This window comes from Streptomyces sp. 891-h (assembly GCF_022760275.1).
Taxonomy (GTDB): domain Bacteria; phylum Actinomycetota; class Actinomycetes; order Streptomycetales; family Streptomycetaceae; genus Streptomyces; species Streptomyces spirodelae.
On the sequence record NZ_CP050693.1, the window covers coordinates 107,166 to 132,437 of the forward strand.

Here is a 25,272-nt window from a genome sequence, read left to right on the forward strand (position 1 = left end):
GAGAAGTGGACCGTCCCCGCGACCCCCGCATCGGCGCAGCCGTGCTCGACACTGCGCTGAGCGTGCTCGATGAGACGGGCTACAGTCAGCTCGCCATCGAGGAGGTCGCACGCCGTGCCGGAACCACCAAGCCCGCCATCCACCGCCGCTGGCCCGGCCGCCACTTCCTGGTGCTCGCCGCCCTCGCCACCCGGCTCGGCGGAATCGAGACTCCGGACACCGGGTGCACGATCTGCAACCTCAACGAAGGCATCAACGTCTTCATCACAACCTTCGGCCAGACCCATCCGCACGTACGGACCGCTCCTCGCCGACTGCACCGCGGCCCCCCAACCGCGGGACGCGTTCATGTCCTCGCTGTTCGACCCACCGCGCTCGGCCGTGGCCCGGATGCTCGACCGCGCCGTGGCACGCGGAGATCTGCGCCCGGACCTGGACCGCACCCTTGTGCTCGACATGTTCGGATCTCTGGTCCACTACCGCGCCCTGTTCGGCCACGCCCCCACCAGCGACGACGAGGTGGGGCATGCCGTCGAGGCGCTCCTGCGCGGAATCGCCATCGACGACCCGGCACTCGTCGAAAACAGCCGCCAACTCGGAGGCGACCCGCGCATGCACCCCACTCACGTGTAACCCTCATAAACCTCGCGAAGCGATCGGAGAACTCCCACCCGCGTCCCGGGCGGAGCGCGAGACCGACGTGCGCCCACGAGCCTCGGAGCGGGCACGCGTGGATGAGAGCGCTCGATTTTCCTCACGGAAAGGAGCGCTACTGTATGGCGCATGGGTGAGTCACACCCGCACCGCCGGGGCGTCCAAGCACACCGCCTTGACCCTGTGTCTGCACACCCTGCGCAAGGCCATCGCGCCCTGACGAGTTCGTGCATGGTCGGCGACGAGGCGCCGGGGTCTCATGCGCCACCGGCGGAGCCGGAACGTGCGTGCAGCGAGCCTGGCGCCCGGTGATCTGCGAACCCGCGCAGCGTTCCGGCAGCCCGGTCGGCCGAGCTCCGCCGGCGGCGGGCCCCTCCAAAGCTACCGGGGCGCGTCGTCGCTGCCGGCCCCCGCCTCGTACGCCTCGCTGAACGCGGCGAAGGCCCGGGCTCCGTAGATGGTCGCGGGTCCTCCGTTCATCAGGAAGGTGACGCCGATGGCCTCGGCGGCTTCCTGCGGAGTCGCGCCCTGCTGGACAGCGCTGTGGGCATGCGCGGCCATACAGCCATCGCATTGCTTGCTGACGGCTACGGCAAACGCGATCAGTTCCTTGATTTTTGCGTCAAGGGCGCCTGTCTGCAAAGCGGCGTCGTGCAGTTCCCGGTAGCCCCGGTAGACGCCCGGGATGGCGTGGCGCAGCTCCCGGGTGAGCGGGCGTAGCTCTTCCCGGACGGCCCTGCCGTAACTGCTGCTCATGACGTGTTCCGCCTCCGCAGGTCGTGGGTCGTGGGTCGTGGTCGTCCGGCACTTCAGTATGAGCCTGGCGACTCCGTACGACTCGGACGCTCCGCTTCGGCGTGGTTCAGCCGCTGGACGGAGGTGCTCGCGGCTGATGCGCGCACACCGGCTCACGCGTTCGGTCGAACAGGGTGCCCGTCTGCATCTTCGCGTATCCCGGCGACGCCGGGCGGCATCATCACGGGTCCGCGGGAACCTGCCTGTTCGCACGTGTCGAGCTGACCCATGTGGCCGACCCGGCCCTGGGCCGGGTGGGTGATCGCTCGGCCGATCGGGACGTCAACTGCCACCCTGGCCCGCGCACACGTCGCCGCCGCAACCGTCAGCCGCGAATCGCCCGACGAGGGTTCCTTCGAAATCGAGATGACGGACTACGATTTCTTGGCTGTTCACCGACATCGACACCGGTGACGACAGAGTGCTGTACCAGTCCGGCCCGAGGAGCCACCGCCTCACCCAGGCGCACACCGGCCGGGAACGCATGAGTGACACCGCCGCACCACTCACGATCAGCGGCCTCGCCGCTCCCCGGAAGAACGTTCGAGACCAAGCAGCAACTGGACCTGCCCGGACACCCATTCGTGTTCCTCGCCAACGACACCACCGGGCAGCGGGGAACGTCCTGTACCACCGCTACGCGGGCCATCACGGCCTGATCTCGCCCCCACCGAACAGCGGCCCCGCCCCCGCCAGTGCCCGACACCCCCGGTCACGCCGGTCAACGCATGGAAGGAACCACCACATGGCACAGAACGACGCTCCCGGCCCCGACACACCACCCACGGCGGAGGCCCGGCTGAGCCGACTGGAAGCACAGGTGAGGACACTGGCCGAGGCCGTGCGCGCGCTGGCTCGCGGCCTGGAGGCGGTCCCGTCGCAGGACACGCCGCCGGAGGAAACAGCCCGCGGCGCACGGCTCGCCCACGAGATCCTGCTCTCCCAGGGCCTGTAGCGACGCTGTCACGCTGAACGGCGCGGCCGGCACCACCTGTCCGACGAAGAACACCGGCAGTGGTTGTCTCGGCTGCCATGCCGCAAGGTCCGGCCTCGTCCCCGGTCCGGGCCGGTTCGCCACGGCAGTTGTGGACCGGCCAGGTCGGGCCTGCTGCCCCGGGAGACGACGGCGGCCCGCACATCCGGTTCGGCAGCCGCCACAGCACGGCGGTCGCCCCGGTGCCGGCGCCGAAGTAACCGACGACCAGTCGGTCGCGACGACTCCGGCGGAGAACCCCGTCAGGGGTGACCACCAGCCGGGTCGGGGCCGACACCGTCACTGTCTGCAGCGCCCGTCTGTCACCCGACGGCCCGTTTCCCTCCTCGACCTCGACCGGTCCGCGGCCCCCTTCGGAAGCGACTGCAGGAGGAGAACCGGATCAGGACGCGAGCGGAGTCGCCGGCCCGCCGAGTCGTCGGGCAGCGGTGTACCAGGCCCGGGTCAGCGCACCGCGAGCCAGGGCAAGCGCCTGTGCCTGGGTCTGTTCGCCGCCCAACCACAGCGGAGCGCCGACGTGCACCTCCAGACCCGTGCGGCGCAGCGGAGCGCTGAGCAGCCTGGCCAGCACTTCGGCGGGGCCGCCCGAGGCGAGCGCCCGGGCCCCGGCCTGGCCGACTGGCACGACCTGGGCGCCGGTCGACCGCGCGAGACGGAACACGCCCGGGTGGAAGGGGCGGGGCGGGGCCTCTTGGACGCCTCCGCGGTGCGGAAGCCCACCTTCCGGGTAGAGCAGCACAGGCCGGCCGGCGGCCAGTGCGGCCTGGGCGTCCCGCAGTGCCTGCGTGGCCCGCCGGTCGTGGCGGTGCACCGGGATGTGTCCCTCTCTGGTGAGGGCACGGCCCAGCAGGGGAATTCGCCACAACCCGGCGGCCGCCAGGGCGACGGGGTCGGGGTCGGTGTCCAGACGGCGCAGCGCGGCAAGGATGATCGCGGGATCGCTGAGGGAGGTGTGGTTGGCGATGATGATGCTGCCCGCCGCCGGCGCGGCACCGGCATCCGAGGTGATGTTCAAACGGCCGAAGACGGGCACCACGACGCCTGCGATACGGCTGAGCACGACACCCCCTCAGCTTGGCTGACGATCAGCGGTGCACCTCGTCGACGACGCGAACGTTTCGTGTGCACTTTATGCCGTGTTCGGCTTTATCCCACTATTGCCGCACTGGGGCCATGGTCGAGCGGAGCACCGCCAACGCCTACGGCACGGCACGGCACGGCACCGACGATCCACTCGGCGAGTCCTGACAGCCCCCCGTACGGCTACCGACTCGCAGGGGTGACCTCGTGGAGGCTGACGTTTCGTCACCCCTGCGGTATGCCGTCTTCACAAGGTGAGCGCCCGTTGCACGGCGGCCAGGTCGGCGGACGGCAGCCGCCGGATATCGGCCATTGGTCGTACGCGCTTCATGAGCAGCTCACATGTTCTTCGGCCGGCACTGTGACGATCGGGCGAGAGGCCCCCTCCATCACCTGGGACGAGCCCCGCACGAGTCTGCCAGGAGGCACGACCAGCCATGACGACTCCATCCATCGCAAAGGCCGACGCCGCATACGTCACCGCTGTCGCCGATTCGACCGCCGAGATACGGGCCGCGCAGCGGCTCCGCCACCAAGTCTTCGGCACGGAGATGGGCGCGACTCTCGACTCCCCCGTGGCACACCACGACGTGGATGCCTTCGACGACTTCGCGGACCACCTGATCGTCACGGACACCTCGACGGGTGACGTGGTGGGAACGTACCGTCTTCTGCTGCCGGGCAGGGTGAAGCACTCGTATTCGGACACGGAGTTCGACCTGAGCGCGCTTGACGGTATCCGCCCGTCGCTGATCGAGGCCGGACGTTCGTGTGTGCACCCCGGTCACCGCACCGGGGCCGTGGTCAACCTGATGTGGTCGGCGCTCGCCCGCTATGTGCTGCTCTCGGGGCACCGCTACCTCGCGGGCTGTGCTTCGGTGCCGCTGGCCGACGGCGGACGGACGGCCGCGAACGCGTGGTCGCTGTGTGCGGCCCGGCACACCCCACCGCCGGGCCTTGCGGTGTTCCCCCGGCGCCCCTGGGAACCCGGAACACAGGCCACCGTTGGCACAGCCCCAGCCGGCTACGCACAGCTCCCGCCGCTGTTCCGCGGCTATCTGCGGCTCGGTGCCTGGGTGTGCGGCCCGCCCGCCCATGACCCGCAGTTCGGCGTCGCGGTCTTCTTCGTCATCCTCGACATGGAAGAGCTCGACGACCGGTATCGCCGCTACTTCCTCGGGCAGTCGCAGTGAGCCCCTGGGCCGTCTCCTCGCCCTGCACGGCGGAGTGCGCCAGCCACCGCCTGCCGCCGGTCACGGCTGCGGTGCGGGCGCGTCGGTACGTGGCCCTGACCACCGCGCTGGCCCATGGGGTGGCGACAGGGCCGAGGTTGGTACGACGTGAGGTCCTGCGAGCCCGCGCCCGTGGGGTGATACGCGCTCTCGGACTGGAGCTGGAGACCTCGACAACCGCGCTCACCCGACCACGCCGCCCCGGCGAGCCCGGATCGCTGATCGTGTCGGACCACATCTCCTGGCTCGACGCCCTCGCGCTGTTCGCGGTGGAACCGGCAACCACGCTCGCCAAACGGGAGGTGGCCCAGTGGCCGCTGTTCGGGACACTGGCCCGGCAGGCGGGCGTGCGCTTCATCGACCGGGACCGGCTGCGCACCCTCCCCGGCACCGTGGCGCAGGTCACGGCCACTTTGCGCGACGGCCGTTCGGTCGTGGTCTTCCCGCAGGGCACAACCTGGTGCACCGAGTCCGGAAGCGGCTTCAGACGTGCGATGTTCCAGGCAGCGATCTACGCTGATGCCCCCGTCCGGCCGGTGACGGTCAGCTACCGGCAGCGCGGCATGCCCAGCACAGTGGCGGCGTTCCTCGGCGACGACTCGTTCGGCTCCTCCCTCCACCGAGTGATCAGTGCCCGGGAGCTCAGAGTGAGCGTCATGGCCCACCCTGAACTGCGCCCTTTGCCGGACAGACGGAGGCTCGCCGTCAGCGCCCATGCGGCGATCCGTGGCACGGAAGCGCCCGCGCACGTCTGAACCGCTCAAGGGCTTCACCGGCCGCATGCGGGCCGCATGGGCTCGCCGGAGTCCGGGGTCGCGACACTGGATGCCTTGCTGATCAGGCCGTCCGGAAGGTGGTCTGGTCAGTCTTCGCGGATGCTGAGCAGGTCGCCGGGCTGGCAGTCCAGTTCGCGGCAGATCGCGGTGAGGGTGGAGAAGCGGATCGCCTTCGCCCGGTCGTTCTTGAGAATGGAGAGGTTGACCACCGTCACCCCTACCCTGGCGGCGAGTTCGGACAGGGTCATACCGCGCTCGGCCAGCAGGGTACCGCTGACCAGTATCTCCGTGGTGAGCGCCGGCAGTACCGGGGCGAGGACGGCCTGCACCAGCACCGCGATCCCTACTCGCAGGGCGACTCACAGACGGTGTTCGTCCAACAAACGCATCAGGTTTCGTTTCCGCTTCTGGGACGTGCGCAGGCCGGCAGCGTATGCGGTGAACTCCTCGGGGGTTCCAAGGCGGCGGTGGCAGTCGCGGATGCTCAGCAGCAGGCTGACGACCTGCTCGTAGACCGCATTTCCGGTCTGGCCGGTCAGCGGTTCGATCAGCCGCAGGTAGACGCCGAGCGCGTCGGATGGGCGGCCCGCACGGACTCGGTCGGCGAGGACGAGCCATTGCCGGTCGTCGGCGCCGCCCTCGGTGGCGGCCTGCCAGGCGGCGTCGACATCCCCGTCGTCGAGCAGGGCGTCGACCAAGGTGCGGTTGCCGTACCGGCCCTCCTGCTCTGCCTCCGCATCGGTGCGCAGCAGCGCCAGTGCGCTCTCACGCTCGGCCGGCCAGCGGTCCGTCGCCCGGGCGGCGGACCGTAGTTGCTGGTACGCGAACAGGGTGCGGCGGGCACCGAAGTGGTCGCGACGCAGGGCGACGGCGTCGGCGAGCCGACCCGCTTGTGCGTAGCGCTCGCAGAGGTAGTCGACAAGCGCAGTGTCGACATCGGAGAGTTCGCGGACATCCTGGATGCCGCGTTCCGCCCAGTTCAGGGCCTCGCCACTGCGCCGGGCAGCGTCCAGTTCCCGGGCGATGACCAGATGAGTGTTGCCGTTCGGTGCGAGGTCGGCCGCGTGCACGGCGATCAGTGCGTCGACATCGCCTGCGGCCTTGGTCACGCGCTTCAGCAGGTACTTCTCCGCCCAGCCGCGGCGGTTGCCCCGCCACGCCTCGACCGACAGCTTCCGCAGGACGGCCATCCCCTCTTCGCCGAGGACGTCCTCGTAGTCGAGCGGATCGATGTCGGTGAGGCCCGCGTCGAAGTCGCCGAGCGCGTGACCGGTCAGCCAGCGTGCGAGCTCCTCCGGATCGGGACGTGCGGCACGGCAGGCGTCGAGGTGCGCCGCGGCGAGATCGGTGGCCACCTGTCCCAGTCGGCCGTCGGAGTCGTCGACGCTCTCTGCGGCCTCGGCCAGCAGCCGCATCGCCTCCCGCGCCAGGGCGACAGCCTGGTCGGCCCGGCCCGAGGAGGTCAGCCCGCCGATGGCGGACACCGCCTGCCCCGCCTGATCCGCGTAGGCGCGGGCGTCGGAGTAATCGACGTATCCGTACTGCGCGAACGGGCCGATATCCAGCAGTTCACGGATGCGGGCCCGGACCGAGGCAAGGTCCCCGCGCTCGCTCGCGGCCCGCAGTTCCAGGCGCCGCCGCCACTGCCGGTCCTCACCGCTCAGTTCCCGCACCAGAGCGAGCAACTCGTCCCTGGACAGCGCCGACAGCCACGTGTCGAGATCTTGTACACGGTCCCGGCCAGCCTGCCGCTGCCGCGGCAGGCTCTCCTCCTGCTGGAGTACGGTCAGGCCGAGGGCAACCAAGTGCTTGCAGAAGTTGCCCTCCAGGCCGAACGGACAGTCACACTCGCCGGAAAGCCCGTCGGGCCCCTCCAGCGTCAGCTCGGCCTCGTAGCGCTCCGTGCCGCGGACGCTGGCGGTGATCCAGCCGTCACCGACCTCGACACCCGACACCGCGTCCAGATAGCCGAGCCCCCGCTCGAAGGACCTTGCGCCGGCCAGCGCTTCGAGGTCCGCTTCCGCGAAGCCGCACATAAGCCCGTTCCCCTTGACGTGGTTGCGCATCTGCCGCTACGTCAATCTTGCCCGGACCCACGGTACGCGGTCGACAGCGTGATCACGGCAGACGGCCCCCGCCGCGGGCACCGGCCTGAGCCCCAACCTGTGGCACCACCAGGGCGACGGCCCTCAGGGCCGTGGCGCGGTCGCGCGAGGAGCGGTCCGCGAACCGGCCGCCGAAGCGGACGGGACGACGACAGCACTGCCCGAACCGCCATTGCGCGTCTCGTAGACATGGTGTCGGTCACTGACCGGGAGTCACTCGGGCACGGTGCGGGCCCCGGGGGGCCCGCATCTGTTGTGTGAGGCTGCTCGGATCAGTCCCGGTAGTCGGGGGCGACGCGCTCGACGAGCCGCAGCAGTGCCGACCAGGCAAGGTCGTAGGCCTTCTCGTCCTGGAGGTCGGAGCTGTCGTCCTCACCGGCAAGCTGGCGCGCTGTGAGAGCGCAGATGTCGGGCGGGGGTGTGACGAGCTTGCCTCCGCCTGCCGCGGCAGCCGTCTGGATCTCGCACGCCTTGTCCAGGTAGTACATGCGCAGGAAGGCCTGGGCCGGGGTTTCGCCGACGGCCAGCAGGCCGTGGTTGCGCAGGATCATGGCCGGGTGGTCGGCGAGGTCGGCGACCAGGCGCTGCTGTTCGGCGAGGTTGAGGGCGACGCCCTCGTAGTCGTGGTATCCGAGCCTGCCGTAGAACTCCATGGAGATCTGGTTCAGCGGGAGCAAGCCGTGCCCTTGGGCTGCGACAGCGCATCCGGCCTTGGTGTGGGTGTGCAGGACGCAGTGAGCGTCGGGCCGGGCAGCATGGACGGCGCTGTGGATGACGAAACCGGCGGGGTTGACCGGATGAGGGGTTTCCTCGACGGGGTGGCCGGCCAGGTTGATCTTGACGAGGTTCGATGCGGTGATCTCCTCGAAGAGCAGCCCGTAGGGGTTGATCAAAAAGTGCTGCTCCGGCCCGGGAACCCGGGCGGAGATATGCGTGAAGATCAGATCGGTCATCCTGAAGTGCGCCACCAGGCGGTAGACCGCGGCGAGTTCACGGCGCAGCCGCGATTCCTCGTCGGAGACGGCCTTGGCGGCCCGGTCGGGGCCGAACGTCTGCTCGGTCACAGGGTGCCTCCTTCGGCGGCTGGGGTGACGACGGGGGTGAGGGGCCTGCCGGTGCGGTACCAGGCGATGACGTTCTCGGCCGGACGCTCGACGTAGGTGCGCCGCGAGGCATCGGACAGGAAAGCGCTGTGCGGCGAGAGCAGCAGGCGCGGGTGGGTGCGCAGGGGGTCGTCCGGGGCCGGGGGTTCGGTGGGCAGGACGTCCAGCGCTGCCCCGGCCAGGTGTCCGGCGTCGAGGGAGGCCAGCAGCGCGGTGTGGTCGATCAGGCCACCGCGTGCGACGTTGACCAGGAAGCTTCCGGCCGGCATACGTTCGAGCTCCGCGCGGCCGATGAGGTTCCGGGTGCTGTCGTCGAGCGGGGCGTGCAGGGAGAGCACATCGCTGCCGGCCAACAAGGTGTCCAGATCGGTGCGGTGCACCGTGGCCGGCACCTGGGCAGGGCGGCACACCGGGTCGTAGGCGGCTACGCGGCCGAAGACCGGAGCGGCCAGTTCGGCGAGGCGGGTGGCGATGCGGCCCATGCCCACCAGGCCGAGCGTCAGTTCGCCGGTCCGGCGGGGCAGCAGGGGCAGGTCGGTGGTCCAGCCACCGCGGCGCACCACGGCGTCGCCTTGGTGGAGTTGGCGCACCAGCGACAGGGCTGATGCCAGCGCGTGGACGGCGACTTCCTCGGTGGCCGCGCCGGGCAGGTTGCACACCCACAGGCCGCGGGCGCGTGCCGCCTCGACATCGACCATGTCGTATCCGGCCGAGCACGTGGCCAGTATCCGCAGCTTCGGAAGCCGGTCCATCAGGTCGGCGTCGACACGGGCGTAGCCGACGAGGAGGGCCACCGCGTGCGAGGCTGCTTCGACAATGGCGTCAGGGCTCGGGCTGTCGGCGATCCGCACCTCGAATCCCGCGCGGGTCAGCTTGGTCACCCCGGGGCCGGGGTCCAAGTCGTCGAGGTCGGTGAAGACGGCCAGCGGGCCGGTCATACAGGCTCCTTCGGAGAGTGGAGGATGAACAGCCGCGGAAGCCGGCTGATCGGCGTCAGATCGCGGTGGTCGCCGGTACGGCGGTGGGGGCTGCTTCGGTGCCCACTGCCTCGCCTGTCAGTCGGCTGCGCCATGCCTCGGCGACCACTTCCTCCGTCGGCTTGGTGACGAGGCTGACGCCCACGTAGGCCACGAGCCCGGCGAGCAGACCGTAGTAGATCGGCTCGTCGGCGAGGAGCCCGTTGACCACCATCAAGACGATCACTGTGCCGCCGCCCACGACCATCGAGGCCAGAGCGCCCTGGAGGTTTCCGCGCCGCCAGACGAGGCCGCCGAGGATGGGGATCAGCAGACCGCCCACGAGCAGGTCGTACGCCACGGTGAGGGCTGCGACGACATCACCGAGTACGGCGGCGATGGCCATGGACACCAGCCCGAGAACCGCGATGGCGAGCCGGTTGGACCTGACCTCGTCGCGTTCGTCCCTGTCACCGGCTGCCCCGGGTGTCCCGGCCCCGCGGCGGCCGAGGCGGCGCAGCCGGGCCCAGATGTCGTTGTTGGCCACGGTGGCGGAGGCGATCAGGGCGCCACTGGCGGTTGACATCATCGCGGAGAGCGCAGCGGCCAGGACCAGTCCCTTGACTCCGGCGGGCAGGGCGTCCTTGACGATGGCGGCGAACGCCTGGTCGGCGTCGGCCAGCTTCGGGTAGAGCGTCCTGGCGGCCATGCCGACGACAGCGCCGGCCAAAGCGTAGACGAGGCAGTAGGCGCCTGCGGCAGTACCGCCCCAGGCGGCGACCTTGTCACTGCGGGCGGTGAAGACCCGCTGCCAGATGTCCTGCCCGATGAGCATGCCGAAGGTGTAGATCAGCACGTAGGTGAAGATCGTCTGCCCGCCTATGGAGGTCGGGGAGAAATAGCCGTGCGGCAGTTGATCGGCCATTGCGGAGAAGCCTCCGGCCTTGACCACCGCGATGGGCAGCAGCAGGAGGAGCACCCCCACGCTCTGGACCACGAACTGCACCATGTCTGTGAGAGTGATGGACCACATGCCGCCGAGCACCGAGTAGCCGACGACGATCGTGCCGCCGATGACGACCGCGGCCCAGCGCGGTACGTCGAACAGCACGTCGAAGACGCTGGCGTAGGCGATCGTCGAGGTCACGACGAGCATGAGCGTGTACATCCACATCACAACGCCGGAGATGACGCTCGCGGCATCGCCATAGCGCAGGGACAGCATCTCGGCGACGGTGTATACGCGCAGCCGGGCGATCCGGGCGGAGAAGAAGATACTCAGTGCCAGCAGCCCCAACCCGATGGCGAAGACCATGGCGGCGCCGGAGATCCCGTAGCTGTAGCCCAGCCCCACACCGCCGACCGTGGAGGCCCCGCCGAGCACGATGGCGGCCATCGTGCCGGTGTACATGAGCGGTCCCAGCCGCCGCCCGGCGACCAGGAACTCACTCTTGGAGGCGGCGCGCTTCTTGCCCCACCAGCCGGCGCCGACGAGGCCCAGCAAATATCCGATCATGACGAGGTGGTCGACGGCCATCAGGTCCTCCGATTCGCGTCGGCCCACACCTGAGCCGACGCCGAGTGGCTGCTGTGAAGGGGGCCAGCGGGCTGCGCGCCATGCCGCCGGCGGCGGTGCGGATGCGGCAGTGCTGACGAAGAGGGGTGCCAGGGTCGGGGGTGGTGCCCTGTTGGTCGGAGAACCTACTCACGGTCCGCACTGGCACAGAAGTGCGGGATTCATCCAAGATGAAGTGCCCCGTTGTACGAATCCCGCAGTTCTGTTCGACCTGCCGGGGTGGGAGGATCACTCCACATGAGCGAGACCGACCAGCCGTCCGTCCCCCTCAGTACGCTGCTCGCCAACCCCTCACTGGGCCTGAGCCAGGTCGCCGGGCCGGACGAGGACCGCCTCATCAGCACGGTCGGCACCACCGAGGTCGAGGACCCCGCGCCCTACGTCGTCGGAGGCGAACTCCTCCTCACCGCCGGAGTGCGGCTCCCGCGCGAGGCCCACGGCATCGACACCTACGTGAGCCGCGTCGTCGCCGCCGGGGTGGCCGCCCTCGGTTTCGGGGTGGCCCCCGTGCACCTGGAGATTCCCGCTGAGCTCGTCACCGCCTGCGACCGCTACGGGCTGCCGCTGCTGCGCCTGCCACCCCACACCCCATTCGTGGCCGTCGGGCAGGCCACGTACGCGGCCATAGCCGAGGTCCGCAACAGAGAACTTCGAAGGATCTCCAAAGCACAGTCGGCTCTCGCTTCCGCCGCCGCACGCGCTGACGCGCTTCAAGCCGTACTGCAGCAGCTCAGCGCCCATGTCGAGGCATGGTCGGTGCTCTTCGACGGCCAGGGCAACGAACTCCTCAGCGCGGGCCGCCGCCCTGTGGCCCCCGGCCCCCAGCTCGCCCGCGACCTCGCCGTGCGCACCGTGGCCCGCGCCACGCGGAGCCATCCGAAGGACAGGCCACCGCCCCCGACGGCAGCGGCTCACCACCACGAAGGCCTCCATCTGACCGTGCACACCCTGCCCGGCATGGACGGCGCGACAGCTCCACTCGCCCTCGGCCAGATCGCCGACACCGCCCCGACTCTGGCCGACCGCCAGGTGACCAGCATGGCGACCGTCCTGCTGTCCCTGCTCACGAGCCCCAGCCACGCCCTCGGCACCGACACCCGCAGCGTCGGCGCGCTGGTACAGCTGATGCTCGGGGCCACCCCTGCCGAGGTGGCGCCCGCGCTCGTGGCTGCCGTAGACCCCGCAGGCGACCACTGGATCGTCGTCCACGGCCGCCACGTCCCACCGCAGTCCACCACCACGCCCCCCTCCGGCGAAGTCGCGGCCCGACTGGCCGCGCTGGCCACCGCGCTCGGCACGCCCTATCTGCACATCGACGGCAGCAGCCTGCGAGCGCTGATCCCCGCCGTACCCGGCACCCGCCCGACCGCTCCCCCGCAGGCCGCCGCCCTGGGGTGGACCCTCGGCTTCAGCGCAGCCGTACCCGTGACCGAACTGGCCGGCGCCGATACTCAGGCCGAGCGCGCACTGGAGCGGGCCCTCGCCCGTGAGGCGCCAGCAGTCGTCCACCAAACCGATGCGCACACTCTGCACGCCCTGGTCGCCCCCGTCGAGGCGCGGGAACTCGCCCGTGCCAGGTTCGCCCCGCTCTCCCAGACGTCAACACCCGGTGCCGGTGCACTCCTGGTGACCTTGCGCACCTGGCTGGCGTTCCACGGCACCTGGGACCGCACAGCTGCCGCCTTGGACATCCATCGCAACACCGTGCGCCACCGGCTGGCACGGGTCGCCGAACTCCTCGATGTCGATCTCCGGGACCCGGACACCCGCATGGAGCTGTGGTTCGCTCTCCAGTGGCTGCCCGACGACGCGTTCTGAGTGGGGCCTGCAGCTTGGCGTTGGGTGGGGCGGCCTTGGAGTGCACCATCCCTACTCGGCCCCGTCCGCCTCGGGGCGGCTTTCGATCTCCTGCATCGTGATCTGCAGGTGGTATTCCATCGCCGCGACCGCTTGCGCCGGATCTCCGGTCAGCACGGCGTCGAGCAGTTCCTCGTGTTCGGTGGCGGAGCGGGCGGGATCGGCCCCGGTTGCGAGGTAGCGCCGGTGGCTCTCCTCCCGGCTTTCGGCGAGTGAGCGTTCCAGAGCGTCCAGGATCTGCGTCAGGCTGGTGTTGCCCGCAGCTGCCACCAGCGCCTGATGGAAGGCGACGTCCGTGCGTATTCGGGTGGGCATGTCGAGCGGGTTGGCGCGCTGCTGGGCGATCGCCTCGCGGGCTCGGGCGATGTGCGGCCGGGTCTGCGGCTCCTCCGGGCCCGCGATGCGCTGCGCGGCAAGTCGAGCGGCGTGCACCTCGAGCGCCTTGCGGACCTCGGTGAACTCCATGAGTGCGCGCTTGTCGCGCAGGACCGCGAACGCGACGAACTTCTCCACCGGCAAAGCGTTCGGTGAGGCGACGACGGCCGGCTTGCCCTGGCGCCGCTGCACCAGACCCCGTGCCTCAAGAGTCTTCATCGCCTCCCTGAGAACCACCCGGCTCACCCCGAACCGTGCGGCGAGCTCGCCCTCCGGAGGGAGTTGACTCCCTGGCTCGACATCCGGGCCGACGCACAGTTCCTCGATGAACTCCACGACCTGCGTGGTCAGCGACCGTGGCTGGGCGCGCATCGCACTGCGTCCTGCCGGCTGCTGCGCGGACTCCCCCTCCGCCGTGTCTCTCAATGCGTTCGCCCCTTAGTCGAAATCGGCCTTCGCACCTGAGCTTACTGAGCAGCAGTTTGCTGAGCGGCAGCCTGCTGAGCGGCTTGCGCGGCCCGGTGCCGGCCCGGTGCCGCCCCCGTGCGGTGCGGACCGGTGCCGATCGTATGCGTCCGGTCGTACACGTTCGTTCGAAAGTGTTGACCACGTAGCAGCTTATATTACAAGCTACGTCCGTTCGGCGGCCCGCTCGAGGACCCGCCGATGTCCGCACGCAAGTCCGCGACGAGGGGCGCAGGTGAACAGCACCGACCAGCAGATATGTATGGGCGCCTGGGACGGCCCGGGCGTCGGACCCGGTGCCGTGGCGCCGCCCATCTATCAGACGAGCCTCTTCACCAAGCCGTCCTTCGAGGAGTTCGTACGGCAGCAGGCCGCCGAACACGAGAACTTCGTCTACAGCCGGGGCACCAACCCGACGGTCGCCTTCCTCGAGGAGCGTCTCGCGCTGCTCGAGGGCGGCGAGGCCGCGAAGTGCTTCGCCTCCGGCATGGGTGCGATCGGTGCGGTCTTCGCCGGTCTGCTGCGCGGCGGCGATCACGTGCTCTTCGTCAACACCGTCTACGGCCCGACGATCGAACTCGCGCAGCACCTCGAGCGCTTCGGGGTCGAGCACACGGCCCTCGCCGACCCGACCGCCGCCGACGTCGAGGACCACATCCGGGAGAACACGGCACTCATCTATGTCGAGAGCCCGGGCACCATGCTGATGAAGGTCGTGGACGTACCGGCGCTGACGACGGTCGCACGGCGCCACGGTGTGCGCACGGTGATGGACAACACCTGGTCCACACCGCTCTTCCAGAAGCCGCTCGCGGCAGGCGTGGACCTCGTCGTCCACTCCCTGACCAAGTACATCGGCGGGCACAGCGATGTCATCGGCGGCGCGGTGATCGGCTCCCAGGACACCATCCGGGAGCTCTTCTACCAGGGCCACCAACTGTTCGGCGCCGTCATGTCCGCCATGGAGGCGTCCCTCGTGCTGCGCGGACTGCGGACCCTCCCGGTGCGGATGGAGCAGCACCAGCGCAACGCGCTCAGCGTCATCGACCATCTGCGCGCGCACCCCGAGGTCACCGCTGTCCACCACCCGCACGTCGACCACGACCCGGACGAGGCTGTGATCACCTCCCAGTTCAGCGGCTTCTCCGGACTCCTCAGCTTCGAGCTGCGGGAGGGCACCTTCACTCGGGTAGCCCGGTTCATCGACGCCCTGAGCCTCTTTCGGATCGGCCCGAGCTGGGGCGGCTACGAGAGTCTCGTGACGTCACCGATGCGCGCCACCGACGCCCCGGCCCCAGGGCTCGGCGGCCTGATCCGGCTCTCCGTGGGACTTGAGGGCGCGCAGAGCCAGATCGAGGACCTCGACCGGGCTTTCGCGTCACTCGCCCGCTGACGGCTTCCGCGGCCGTCACTACTCTTGCCTGAGAGGAAACTATGGAGTTTCAGCAGGACACAGCGTCGTCCGAGCAAGCTGAGAAGCGTGCGCGCCCCCGACCGCGGCTCACCGTGGCGCTCATTCCGGTGGTCATCACCCTGGCGATCTTCGTCGGCGGTATCGGCATTCTGGAATTCCCCGCGGAGCTGATGCTCATATTCGCGGCCATCGTCTTCACGGTCTTCGCCGCCCTCCACGGCGTCAGTCTGGACCAGGTCCTCACGGACATGGGCGAGAAGATCAAGCGAGCCCTGCCGGGCATCCTCATCCTGCTGAGCATTGGGATGCTGATCGGTACCTGGATGATCGCCGGCACCGTCCCGCTCATGGTCAACTACGGCCTCGAACTCATCAACCCGTCGTACCTCTACGTCCTGTCCTTCGTCGTCACAGCCATTGTCGCCACGTTCACCGGGACGTCCTGGGGCTCAGCCGGCACGATCGGCGTCGCCCTGATCAGCGTCGCCGCCACGATGGACATCTCGCTGGCGATCACCGCCGGGGCCGTGGTCTCGGGTGCGTACTTCGGCGACAAGCTCTCACCGCTCTCCGACACCACGAACATGAGCTCCCTGGCGGCCGGCGCCAACATCTACGAGCACATCCGCCACATGCTCTACACGGCGGTGCCGTCATCGGTCGTCGCGATCGTGGTCTTCCTGCTTGCCGGACTGTCGATCGACGCCGGGTCGGTCGACCTCGACGTCATCAACCGCACCACCACCGAGGTGCAGAGACTTTTCGTCCTCAACCCTGTGCTGCTCCTGCCGCCCGCAGTGGTCCTCATCGGCTCGATCATGCGCAAACCCCCGCTGATCGTGCTCTTCGTGTCCTCCATGACCGCTCTCGTACTCGCCGTACTTGTCCAGGGCTTCAGCATCGCCGACACGTTCAATGCCGCCGTCTCCGGCTTCACCACCGACATGCTGCCCGGCGATGTCTCGGCCCCGGTCACCGAGCTGCTCAACCGAGGCGGCCTGACCTCGATGTACAACTCGGCGTTCTTCGTCTTCTGCGCGTTCTTCTTCGCCGCGGCACTGGAGAACTCCGGCGTACTCCGCCTCCTGCTCAGCAAGCTGATCGACAAGCTGCGCTCCACCGGCAGCCTTGTGACGGCCACACTGCTCTCCGGCTTCACGGTCATCAACGGCACGTCGAACGCCCTCGTCACCTACTTCCTCATCAACGACCTCTACGGCGAGGCCTTCAAGAAGCGGAACCTGCACCCGACCAACCTTTCGCGGAGCATGGAGGATTCGGTCACCATCACCGAGGTGCTGGTGCCCTGGACCGTCTCCGGCGCCTTCTTCGCATCGACGCTGGGCGTGGCGAACTTCGGCTTCCTGCCGTGGGCCGTCTTCTGCTGGAGCGGCATCGTCTTCTCCGCACTGCTGGCCTATCTCTCGCCCCTCACTCACGACTTCGGCATCCGCCGCCGGACCCCGGAGCCCGAGGCGGAACCGGCGAAGGCCTGACGTGCGCGAAGAGGCGGCGTGCCGCAGGCCGGCCCGTTGCGACGGGTGCCCCGGAGCAAGCCGGTGCTTCCGGACAGAGGTCGAGGCAGTCCGGTTCAGCTGTCGAGCGTGGTACATCGATCCGATGCTGCGAGCCCCGGGGAGCCGGGAGCCAGTGGTGGTGCCGGGTTGCTCAGGGCAGGATCGAGTCGACGTAGCCGCCGTCGACCCGCAGGGCACCGCCGGTGGTCGCAGACGCATAGGGCGAGGCGAGATAGACAACCATGTGGGCGATCTCCTCGGGCTCGATGAGGCGCTGGATCAGGGACTGCGGGCGATGCTTGATCATGAACTCGCGCTGGGCCTCGTCCCAGGGCGACTCATCGCCGACCAGCTCACGTACGAAGTCCTCGACGCCGCCGGTGTGCGTCGGGCCGGCGATGACGGAGTTGACGGTCACTCCCGTGCCGGCCGCCTCCTTGGCGAAGCCTCGGCTGACGGCGAGCAGTGAGGTCTTGGTCATTCCGTAATGGATCATCTCGGCGGGAACGGCCACGGCCGAGTCGCTGGCGAGGTTGAGGACACGGCCCCAACCCCGTTCCGTCATGCCGGGCAGACAGGCGCGGATGAGCCGGACAGCGGACAGGACGTTCACCTCGAAGTAGTGGCGCCACTCGGCGTCGTCGATCTCCAGCGGGGCGGCGGAGCCGAAGATGCCGAGGTTGTTGACGAGAATGTCGACCGTGGGGACGGCCTGCAGTACCGCCGCAGCGCCCTCCTCGGTCGCCAGGTCGCCCACGGCGGCGATGACGTCGTCGCTGCCGGAGTCGGCACGCACCCGGTCCACCGCGGCCATGACGCGCTCGGCGCCCCGGCCGTTGACGGCGACCCGGGCTCCGGCGCGAGCGAGGCCGACGGCGATGGCGTATCCGATGCCCTGGGTGGAGCCGGTGACCAGGGCGGTGCGGCCGGAAAGGTCGATCTGCACGATGGTGCCTCCTCGTCGAAGGTGTGCGGCTGTGGACCGAGCCGATGCAGCTCGATGCCGTGGTACGTCCGTCCATGCCGGTGGCCGGCCGGCGCACGGAGCGCCCGCCCCCGTGACACGGGGGACGAGGCGGGCGCTCGGGCGCTCGGGGCCGGTTGAGGGTGTCGGGGTCAGGGGCGGGGCCAGTTGAGGGTGTCGGGATTCGGGCCGGTGCGCAGCTCGCGGTCCACTCCCGCGATGGCGGACATATCGGCGTCGCTCAGTTCGAAGCCGAAGAGGTCGAGGTTCTGCCGGATGCGTTCAGGGGTGACGGACTTGGGGATCACGATGTTGCCGCTCTGCAGGTGCCAGCGCAGCACAACCTGAGCCGGGGACACGCCGTGCGTTCCAGCGATCTTCACGATCGGCTCGTCCTCGAGGACCGCGCCCTGGGCCAGCGGGCTCCACGCCTCGGTGGCGACGCCGTGCTCGGCGTGGAAGGCGCGCAGCTCGCTCTGCTGGAACGCGGGGTGCAGCTCGATCTGGTTGACGGCCGGGGTGACGCCCGTGTTCTCCTGCAGCCGCTGCAGGTCGGCGACTCGGAAGTTCGAGACACCGATGGCCCGGGTGCGCCCGCTCGCCAGGATCTCCTCCAGCACCGTGTAGGTCTCCACGTACAGATCACGGGCCGGGGTTGGCCAGTGGATCAGGTAGAGGTCGACGTAGTCGAGGCCCAGCTTCTCCAGGGAGGAGTCGAACGCGGCCAGGGCCCTGTCCCTGCCTTGATCGTCGTTCCACAGCTTGGTCGTGATGAAGAGGTCCTCGCGGGGGATGCCGGAGGAGTTGAGGGCCTTGCCGACGCCACGCTCGTTGCCGTAGACCGCTGCGGTGTCGATGCTGCGGTAACCGGCCTCGAGGGCGCCGGCGACGGCAGCGGTGGTCTCCTCGTCGGGGATCTGGAAGACGCCGAAGCCGAGCTGCGGCATGACGACGCCATTGTTGAGGGTCACGCTGGGGATGGCAGTCATGGGGGACCTTTCGGTGGTGCTGTCGGTGTTCTTATGTACCGGTCGGCAGGGACTAGGCGTTATGCGCACGGAGGTTGCTGCCGGTGATCACCGGGCAGGCGATCTTCCAAGGGGTGTAGTCGCGCAAGGGGTGTAGTCGCGGCGGTCAGGAGCGGACGACGCTCGCCGCGTCCGCAACGGCGCCGGGGTCGGCGGCCGGGCGGGCGGTGGGGGCGCGGACGAGGTCCGCGGCATCGAGGAGATCTTGGGCGGTGGGTGTTGTCGCTCCGCGGCCCGGGTGCAGTTCCAGCAGTCGCGAAACGACGGCCAGCACCAGCGCTGCGGCGGCCAGAGCGGCGCCGACGGCGTTGGGTGCGGTGTAACCGAACCCTGCGGAGATCACCATGCCACCGAGCCAGGCGGACAGCGCGTTGCCCAGGTTGAAGGCGCCGATGTTGGCCGCCGAGGCCAGCGTGGGTGCGCCGTGTGCGTGGTCCAGGACCCGTTTCTGCAGCGGCGGGACGGTGGCGAAGCCCAGCGCGCCGATGAGGAATACGGCCGCGATGGCCGCCACCTTCACGGAGGCCAGGAAGGTGAAAGCCAGCAGGACGAGCGCCAGGCCGCCCAACGCGGTGTAGAGCATCGGCATCAGCTTGCGGTCGGCGAACCGGCCGCCGATGAGATTGCCCGCCACCATGCCGGTCCCGAAGACCACCATCAGCCAGGTGACGGAGGACTCGGCGAACCCGCCGACCTCGGTCATCATCGGCGCGATGTAGGTGATCGCGGCGAACACGCCGCCGAAGCCGAGGACCGTCATGGCCATGGCCAGCACGACCTGGACGCTCTTGAAGGCGGCTACCTCGTGCCGCAGCCGCACGCCCTCCGGCTTGGGCATGTCGGGGACGAGCTTGGCGACGCCTGCCAGGCCGAGCACGCCGAGCGCGGCGACGAGGACGAAGGTCACCCGCCAGCCGGCGCTCTGGCCCACGAATGTACCCAGGGGCACGCCGACCACGTTGGCCACGGTCAGGCCGGTGAACATCAGGGAGATGGCGCCGGCCTTCTTCTGGGGCGCCACCAGCTCGGCGGCAACGACGGAGCCGATACCGAAGAAGGCGCCGTGAGCCAGCGAGGCCACCACCCGGCCGATCAGCATGACGGCGAAGACCGGTGCGGCGGCAGAGATGAGGTTGCCGAGGATGAACAGGCCCATGAGCAGCAGGAGCATGTTCTTCCGGGAGATCTTGGTGCCCAGGACGGTCATGATCGGCGCGCCGATCATGACACCGAGGGCGTAACCGGTGACCAGGAGGCCGGCCGTCGGAACCGATACCCCGAGATCCGCGCCGACCTGGGGCAGCAGCCCCATGATCACGAATTCCGTGGTGCCGATTCCGAAGGCGCCTATGGCCAGGGCCAGCAGTGCGAGCGGCATGACGAGGTCCTTAGACGGTGCAAGGGGGAGAAGACGGGGATGGTGACCCCAGAGCGTAAAGCGCGTCCGCTCTTTACGAGCGTCCACAATAATTGCAGACGCGGGATATCTGCAAGCGCGGGTATACTGGACCCAGTGAGACGCCCGGCAGCCCCTGCCACGGCGCCCCCGCTGGAACGACCCGACCGAGGGAGCTTCATGACTGCCACCGACCCGGCGATGACCGCACTGGCGCACCGTTGGTCGGCTCTCTCGTTGCTGCACGGCCGCATCGAGAACTGCGTCGAACGCGCGCTCCAGGCCGGGCACAAGCTCAGTGCGCGGGAGTACGCGCTACTGGATGTGCTCAGCAGGCAGCACGACGGCGAGGGCGGCCATCTGCAGATGCGGCAGGTCGCCGACGCCGTCGTGCTCAGCCAGAGCGCCACCACACGGCTGGTCACCCGCCTGGAACAGCGCGGGCTGCTTTCGCGCTACCTGTGCCCCACCGACCGTCGCGGCATCTACACGGATGTGACCGAGGACGGCATGCGCGTGCTGGACGAAGCCCGTCCCACCCACAACACCGCCCTGCGTGAGGCCCTGGACGAGGCGGCCGAGGACCCCGCACTCGCTCCCCTCGTCACGGCCGTCGAAGAACTGCCAGGCGCCATCCAGCCGACCTGAACCGGCCCCCGCGCATCAGCGGGCGGCTGCCCCTGAGGGCATCAGCGGGCGGATCTGCCCTGAGACCGGATGACCTCCAAACACCATGCGCCGGCACACCGCGTCGAAGGCGCCGGCCTGGAAGCACAGATACACGAAGCCGACGCGGTTCCCCCTTCCGGCCGTGCGCTCCCCCACCCGGTCCCGGAACCGGATGAAACCGATACCGGAACCGGATGAAACCGAGGCCGGCACCGCCTCATGTGCGAGCACCGCCAGACCGCGCCGTGAACCCACCTCGCCCACTCGCTCGGGTCGTAGCCGTTCACCAGTCGGCGGCGGGGGGTCAGCCGATCTGTTCGGCCAGGGCAAGGATGATGCCCGCGGGGCCGCGGAGGTAGCAGAGCCGGTAGATGTCCTTGTACTGCGCCACCTCGCCGAGGAGTTCGGCGCCGTGAGTACGCAGGCGGGCGACGGTGTCGTCGATGTCGTCGACGGCGAACATGACACGGTGCAGACCCAACGTGTTGGGCGGCAGGCTGGACGGTTCGACGCTGATCGCCGCAGGGTTGTGGTACTTCGTCAGCTCCAGCTTGCCGGAGCCGTCCGGAGCCCGCATCATCGCGATGTCGCTGCGTACGCCGTCGAGTCCGACGCTGTGGTCCGCGAAAAGCCCCTCGATCTGGGCCCTGCCGTCCAGTTCCATGCCGAGCTCGGTGAAGAAGGCGATGGCGGCCTCCAGATCCTCGACGACAATGGCGACGTTGTCCATCCGCTGAAGAGTCATGCCGGTCCTCTTTCTTCGACGTGCGGCCCGTTCGGCCTACGGTCTACACCCAGGACGGAGCCACGGCCGCTTTTTCGACGGCACATGTAGGTGGTGTCGCTTCGCACGAGGTCACCGAGTGCGAGGCAAGGCCGGCGCGGGCAACTGCTCCGGTGGCAGCAGCGGCGCTCTTCGGCCGGAGAGGGCGGCGAAGTCCTGCGCAGCGTCGGGCCTGCGGGTCAGCTGATGGTCTCGGGCGGCCTGGTCATCGGTCCCCCCGCGTCACCGGTGTTGAGCGTCCCCGCCGGTTCGAACAACATGATGGCGGTCTCCTCGTCTGCCACGGGGCAGTGTTCGACCCCACGCGGGACCACGAACAACTCGCCGGGTTCCAGCACCACGTCGCCATCCCTGAGCTGGATGGTGAGCCGCCCGCTGATGACCAGGAACAGTTCATCGGTGTCCTCATGGGAGTGCCAGACGAACTCCCCCTTCAGCTTGGCCAGCTTGACCTCGTAGTCGTTCAGCACAGCCACTTTCTTCTGCGACCACAGCTCGCTGAACTGCGACAGCTTGTCGGCGAGGTTGACAGGAACAACAGACTCGGACATACGCATCCTTCCTCGAGGGGGCCGGAGGAGCGAGAGCGGCCTCTCAAGTCCGCCGACCGGATGGCACGAGCCTGCCGCGCACGGACTGCACCGGTCTTGTACGTTTCTGGCATGGCCTCAGACCGACCCGGGACGTCCATCAGCGCCTGGAGGCCGCCGCTGACAGGGATCGCCGAGGTCTTCCACGCACACTTCACCGACCACGCGTACCCGGCCCACACCCACGACACGTGGGACCTGATGATCCTCGACGACGGCTCGGTCGACTTCGCACTCGACCGCCACCGCCACGGGGCGACTGGTGCCGCCAGCGTTCTCCTGCTGCCTCCCGGCGTGCCCCACGACGGCCGAACCGTCACGGCGTCGGGCTTCCGCAAACGCAACCTCTACCTCGACGGCTCCGTACTCCCGCAGCACCTGATCGGCCGTGCGGCAGACACCCCGGTCTTCAACGACGGGCCGCTACGCGACCGGATCGACCTGTTGCATGCCGCTCTTACCCATCCCGGAGACGAGTTCGAAGCCGAGTCCCTCCTCTCGGTCATCCGTGAACGACTCCACTTCCACCTGGACGCGCTCCAGCCCCGCGCACCGGGACGCGAGGCGAACAGGCTCGCCGCCGAGCTGCGAGAACTGCTGGACTCGCGGACATGCGTCGGGATATCCCTGCACGAGGCGGCCGCCATCCTGCACGCCCACCCCACCCACCTGATCCGCTGCTTCAAACAGACATACGGTCTGCCGCCACACACCTATCTCACCGGCAAGCGCATCGATCAGGCACGCCGGCTTCTCCTCGACGGCCACCGGCCCGCCGAAGTCGCCACAACCGTGGGATTCCACGACCAGGCCCACCTGAACCGACACTTCACCCGGCACGTGGGCACCACGCCCGCGCGCTACAAGCGCGCTCGCACCGGTTCTGCTCCCACCTCTGCCTGACCGTACGCCGGACGCTCGCACCCACTCGCCTCTCCGGCCCCGCCTCCAGCACCGAAGCGGCAATTCCATACGGTCAGGGAGCGTGCGGTCACAGCAGCCGTCGGATGGTGCCGCGGACGCGGTAGAAGCCGCCGGCTGCCGGGTGGAGCGCGTCGACCGCGTAGCGTGCGCCCGGCTGCCGTATCGCGCGGGGGAACTGGACGTTCCAGGAGGCGTCATAGCCCTCGGAGACGGCGTGTACACGCAGGCGGCCGTCCTCTTGGACGCATTCGAGAACGATGGTGCCCGCGGGGGCGTGGTCGAGGGTGGAGACGGCGGCCGGGGCCGTGGCTGGTGTGTAGGTGGGCATCGCCGCGGCAAGCTTGACGTCGCGGGCCACCGGCACCGTCCCCTGCTGTGCCGCGGTGATGGCCCTCTCCCCCGCGTCGATGCACACCAGTTGGCCATCTGTGGTCACCAGATAGAGCCGCTGGTCGCGGTATTGCATCGACAGCGCTGAGCCGCTGCCTGTGCCGAGCTTCCACAGGCGGTTGCCGTCCCGGTCGAAGCAGTAGACGGAAGAGGCCGCGTCTCCGGCGAAGACGTACTCCCCGCCGGGCGAGGTGGCACAGGAATAAACAGTGCCGTCGCAGGCGTAGGTGGCCTCGATCTCGCCTGTGGTCTTCGTCAGTCGCTGGACCACGCGATGGCTGGTGCCGGCGTACACGGCGTCGTCCTCCTGCCAGCCGAACAGGACGCCGCCTCGAGTGGATGTGTGCCACAACTCGCCGCCGCCGTCGGGAGCGTAGGCGGTTACGCCACGGTGGTGGCCGTGGTAGACGGCGCGGTCGTCGGCACGGACCATCCAGGCATGCTCGCCCCGGCTGCGGCGGGCCCACTGGTGTTCGTCCTCGTGGTCGATGACAGTGAGCCGGCCGTCGCGGTCCGAGACATTCAGAATGCCCTCGTGGATGTCCAGCCAGAAGATGTCGACGTCAGCCGCGATGTCGTAGGCCGCGAACGGCAGCTTCGAGGACAGGTCGTAGACGCTGCCGTCGTCGCAGCCGGCGTAGACCCAGAAGTCGTCGGCCACCAGGCACTTGACGCCGTCCGGCAGGCCGAAGCGGGCCAGGACGGCACCGTCGTGGTCCAGGGTGTAGACGTCGCCTGCCTGGTTGCCGATCCAGCAGTGCTCGTCGTCGACATGGATACCGAACGCCGAGGAGCCGGTGGCGAACCGCCACAGCACGGGTGCCGCGGCACGCGCGGTGGACGGAGCCGAGGACACCTGGCGTCGGGTCACCGGACGCGGGGCACGCTGCCCGGCAACGGCGGGGGCGTACCCCTTTCGGACCTTCTCCCCGACCTTCTTCGCGGCTGCCGTGCGTGCTTTGGCCGCCGTGGGGAACGTCGTCGTCTGGGTCTGCCCGGCGGCGCCTATCCGCCCGTACCGCACGGTCACTGCTTGGCCGTCGACGGTCACTTCGTAGAACTTGTGCGCGCCACCGCCTTCCTGCGACAGCTCCAGATACGTCGTCGACACGGTGGACGCGGCAGACATGGCAGACCCCTCCCCAGGACGGACCTGCGGCCTGTCCGGCAGGTCCCACTGCCTGAACGGTAGGAGAGGCCACTGACAATCACCCGGCCTCACAGCCCGGCCCGGCTCTCCGGAGCGAGGGCCGAGTCGGCAGTCGGCGAGCTTGGGCGGTCGTCGACCGGAGGGCGGGCTTGCCCTCGATGAGCTTGCCGTGGACGTACGCGGAGCCGCCCCGGGAGGACGGCCGCTCTGCTTGCCGCCCGGTACGGAAAGCGCTCGCAGCCACGCCCACGGCATCCAAGGCGGCACAGTCTGAGTACTGTGCACGCTCACGGTTGAGTACCCGGTTCAGTGCGCCGGGACTGCCCGCTTGGCTGTTCGCCTGGGGCCTCGGTCTCGGCGCCGTCGCCGGCCTCCTCGCCCTGGCCGCGCCCGTCGCACGGGTGCGACGGCGGCGCTCACCATCCAGGTCCTCGCGGAGTGCGCGGCCCTGATGGAGATCCTCAGCCACGCGTAGCCC

23 protein-coding genes are annotated in these 25,272 nt (G+C 69.3%); 9 read left to right on the forward strand and 14 right to left on the reverse strand.

Annotated features, from left to right (window positions below; genetic code table 11):
- Positions 1-348 precede the first annotated feature (348 nt).
- Positions 349-633 carry a TetR-like C-terminal domain-containing protein gene (locus tag HC362_RS00515; RefSeq protein ID WP_243081682.1) on the forward strand — a complete coding sequence of 95 codons (285 nt, stop codon included), beginning with the start codon at positions 349-351 and terminating at the stop codon, positions 631-633.
- Positions 634-1,035: 402 nt separating this feature from the next.
- Here the strand turns inward: HC362_RS00515 and HC362_RS00520 are convergent, their stop codons facing one another.
- Positions 1,036-1,410 (reverse strand): carboxymuconolactone decarboxylase family protein, encoded by a 375-nt coding sequence (locus HC362_RS00520; protein ID WP_243081683.1) that lies wholly within the window; start codon positions 1,408-1,410, stop codon positions 1,036-1,038.
- Positions 1,411-2,194: 784 nt separating this feature from the next.
- Here HC362_RS00520 and HC362_RS00525 point away from each other — a divergent pair.
- Positions 2,195-2,404, forward strand: coding sequence for a hypothetical protein (locus HC362_RS00525; RefSeq protein WP_243081684.1), 210 nt, complete (start codon positions 2,195-2,197; stop codon positions 2,402-2,404).
- 421 nt (positions 2,405-2,825) lie between these two features.
- On the opposite strand, the gene HC362_RS00530 is transcribed toward HC362_RS00525, so the two are convergent.
- Positions 2,826-3,503: a lysophospholipid acyltransferase family protein gene (locus HC362_RS00530; protein WP_243081685.1), complete on the reverse strand. Its 678-nt coding sequence runs from the start codon at positions 3,501-3,503 to the stop codon at positions 2,826-2,828.
- A 457-nt stretch (positions 3,504-3,960) separates the two neighbouring features.
- Between HC362_RS00530 and HC362_RS00535 the strand changes: the two genes are divergently transcribed.
- Positions 3,961-4,716 (forward strand): GNAT family N-acyltransferase, encoded by a 756-nt coding sequence (locus HC362_RS00535; protein WP_243081686.1) that lies wholly within the window; start codon positions 3,961-3,963, stop codon positions 4,714-4,716.
- Entirely contained in the window at positions 4,713-5,510 is a 798-nt protein-coding gene (locus HC362_RS00540; protein ID WP_243081687.1) for a lysophospholipid acyltransferase family protein, read from the forward strand. Before HC362_RS00535 ends, HC362_RS00540 begins: the two co-directional genes overlap by 4 nt.
- Positions 5,511-5,617: 107 nt before the next feature.
- Here HC362_RS00540 and HC362_RS00545 read toward each other — a convergent pair whose 3' ends face one another.
- The 5 genes from HC362_RS00545 to HC362_RS00565 form a co-directional block, all read right to left on the reverse strand.
- Positions 5,618-5,836, reverse strand: coding sequence for a helix-turn-helix transcriptional regulator (locus tag HC362_RS00545; RefSeq protein ID WP_243088296.1), 219 nt, complete (start codon positions 5,834-5,836; stop codon positions 5,618-5,620).
- A gap of 54 nt (positions 5,837-5,890) precedes the next feature.
- Positions 5,891-7,567 carry a hypothetical protein gene (locus HC362_RS00550; protein WP_243088297.1) on the reverse strand — a complete coding sequence of 559 codons (1,677 nt, stop codon included), beginning with the start codon at positions 7,565-7,567 and terminating at the stop codon, positions 5,891-5,893.
- Positions 7,568-7,908: 341 nt separating this feature from the next.
- Positions 7,909-8,700 (reverse strand): class II aldolase/adducin family protein, encoded by a 792-nt coding sequence (locus HC362_RS00555; RefSeq protein ID WP_243081688.1) that lies wholly within the window; start codon positions 8,698-8,700, stop codon positions 7,909-7,911.
- On the reverse strand, positions 8,697-9,677 hold the full coding sequence (locus tag HC362_RS00560) for a C-terminal binding protein (protein ID WP_243081689.1): 981 nt from the start codon (positions 9,675-9,677) through the stop codon (positions 8,697-8,699). Before HC362_RS00560 ends, HC362_RS00555 begins: the two co-directional genes overlap by 4 nt.
- Before the next feature lie 55 nt (positions 9,678-9,732).
- Entirely contained in the window at positions 9,733-11,232 is a 1,500-nt protein-coding gene (locus tag HC362_RS00565) for a sodium:solute symporter (RefSeq protein WP_243081690.1), read from the reverse strand.
- A gap of 276 nt (positions 11,233-11,508) precedes the next feature.
- On the opposite strand from HC362_RS00565, the gene HC362_RS00570 reads away from it, so the two are divergent.
- Positions 11,509-13,089 (forward strand): PucR family transcriptional regulator, encoded by a 1,581-nt coding sequence (locus HC362_RS00570; protein ID WP_243081691.1) that lies wholly within the window; start codon positions 11,509-11,511, stop codon positions 13,087-13,089.
- Positions 13,090-13,140: 51 nt separating this feature from the next.
- On the opposite strand, the gene HC362_RS00575 is transcribed toward HC362_RS00570, so the two are convergent.
- Complete coding sequence (locus HC362_RS00575; RefSeq protein WP_243081692.1) at positions 13,141-13,875, reverse strand: FadR/GntR family transcriptional regulator; 735 nt, start codon at positions 13,873-13,875, stop codon at positions 13,141-13,143.
- Positions 13,876-14,230: 355 nt separating this feature from the next.
- Between HC362_RS00575 and HC362_RS00580 the strand changes: the two genes are divergently transcribed.
- Both HC362_RS00580 and nhaC read left to right on the forward strand, forming a co-directional pair.
- The gene (locus tag HC362_RS00580; protein ID WP_243081693.1) at positions 14,231-15,361 is read left to right on the forward strand and encodes an aminotransferase class I/II-fold pyridoxal phosphate-dependent enzyme; all 1,131 of its coding nucleotides are present in this window, start codon (positions 14,231-14,233) and stop codon (positions 15,359-15,361) included.
- A 41-nt stretch (positions 15,362-15,402) separates the two neighbouring features.
- Entirely contained in the window at positions 15,403-16,878 is a 1,476-nt protein-coding gene (nhaC, locus tag HC362_RS00585) for a Na+/H+ antiporter NhaC (RefSeq protein ID WP_243081694.1), read from the forward strand.
- Positions 16,879-17,050: 172 nt separating this feature from the next.
- Here the strand turns inward: nhaC and HC362_RS00590 are convergent, their stop codons facing one another.
- From HC362_RS00590 to HC362_RS00600, 3 genes are all read right to left on the reverse strand, one after another.
- Positions 17,051-17,845, reverse strand: a complete 795-nt coding sequence (locus tag HC362_RS00590; protein ID WP_243081695.1) for an SDR family oxidoreductase — start codon at positions 17,843-17,845, stop codon at positions 17,051-17,053.
- A gap of 170 nt (positions 17,846-18,015) precedes the next feature.
- Positions 18,016-18,852, reverse strand: coding sequence for an aldo/keto reductase (locus tag HC362_RS00595; protein WP_243081696.1), 837 nt, complete (start codon positions 18,850-18,852; stop codon positions 18,016-18,018).
- A 145-nt stretch (positions 18,853-18,997) separates the two neighbouring features.
- Positions 18,998-20,269: an MFS transporter gene (locus HC362_RS00600; protein ID WP_243081697.1), complete on the reverse strand. Its 1,272-nt coding sequence runs from the start codon at positions 20,267-20,269 to the stop codon at positions 18,998-19,000.
- A gap of 198 nt (positions 20,270-20,467) precedes the next feature.
- On the opposite strand from HC362_RS00600, the gene HC362_RS00605 reads away from it, so the two are divergent.
- Positions 20,468-20,935 carry a MarR family transcriptional regulator gene (locus tag HC362_RS00605; RefSeq protein ID WP_243081698.1) on the forward strand — a complete coding sequence of 156 codons (468 nt, stop codon included), beginning with the start codon at positions 20,468-20,470 and terminating at the stop codon, positions 20,933-20,935.
- 325 nt (positions 20,936-21,260) lie between these two features.
- On the opposite strand, the gene HC362_RS00610 is transcribed toward HC362_RS00605, so the two are convergent.
- Together HC362_RS00610 and HC362_RS00615 are read right to left on the reverse strand one after the other, a co-directional pair.
- On the reverse strand, positions 21,261-21,701 hold the full coding sequence (locus HC362_RS00610) for a VOC family protein (RefSeq protein WP_243081699.1): 441 nt from the start codon (positions 21,699-21,701) through the stop codon (positions 21,261-21,263).
- A 218-nt stretch (positions 21,702-21,919) separates the two neighbouring features.
- On the reverse strand, positions 21,920-22,291 hold the full coding sequence (locus HC362_RS00615; RefSeq protein WP_243081700.1) for a cupin domain-containing protein: 372 nt from the start codon (positions 22,289-22,291) through the stop codon (positions 21,920-21,922).
- Between the two features lie 111 nt (positions 22,292-22,402).
- On the opposite strand from HC362_RS00615, the gene HC362_RS00620 reads away from it, so the two are divergent.
- Positions 22,403-23,233 carry an AraC family transcriptional regulator gene (locus tag HC362_RS00620; RefSeq protein ID WP_243081701.1) on the forward strand — a complete coding sequence of 277 codons (831 nt, stop codon included), beginning with the start codon at positions 22,403-22,405 and terminating at the stop codon, positions 23,231-23,233.
- A gap of 88 nt (positions 23,234-23,321) precedes the next feature.
- On the opposite strand, the gene HC362_RS00625 is transcribed toward HC362_RS00620, so the two are convergent.
- Complete coding sequence (locus tag HC362_RS00625; RefSeq protein ID WP_243081702.1) at positions 23,322-24,773, reverse strand: WGR domain-containing protein; 1,452 nt, start codon at positions 24,771-24,773, stop codon at positions 23,322-23,324.
- Positions 24,774-25,272: the final 499 nt, after the last annotated feature.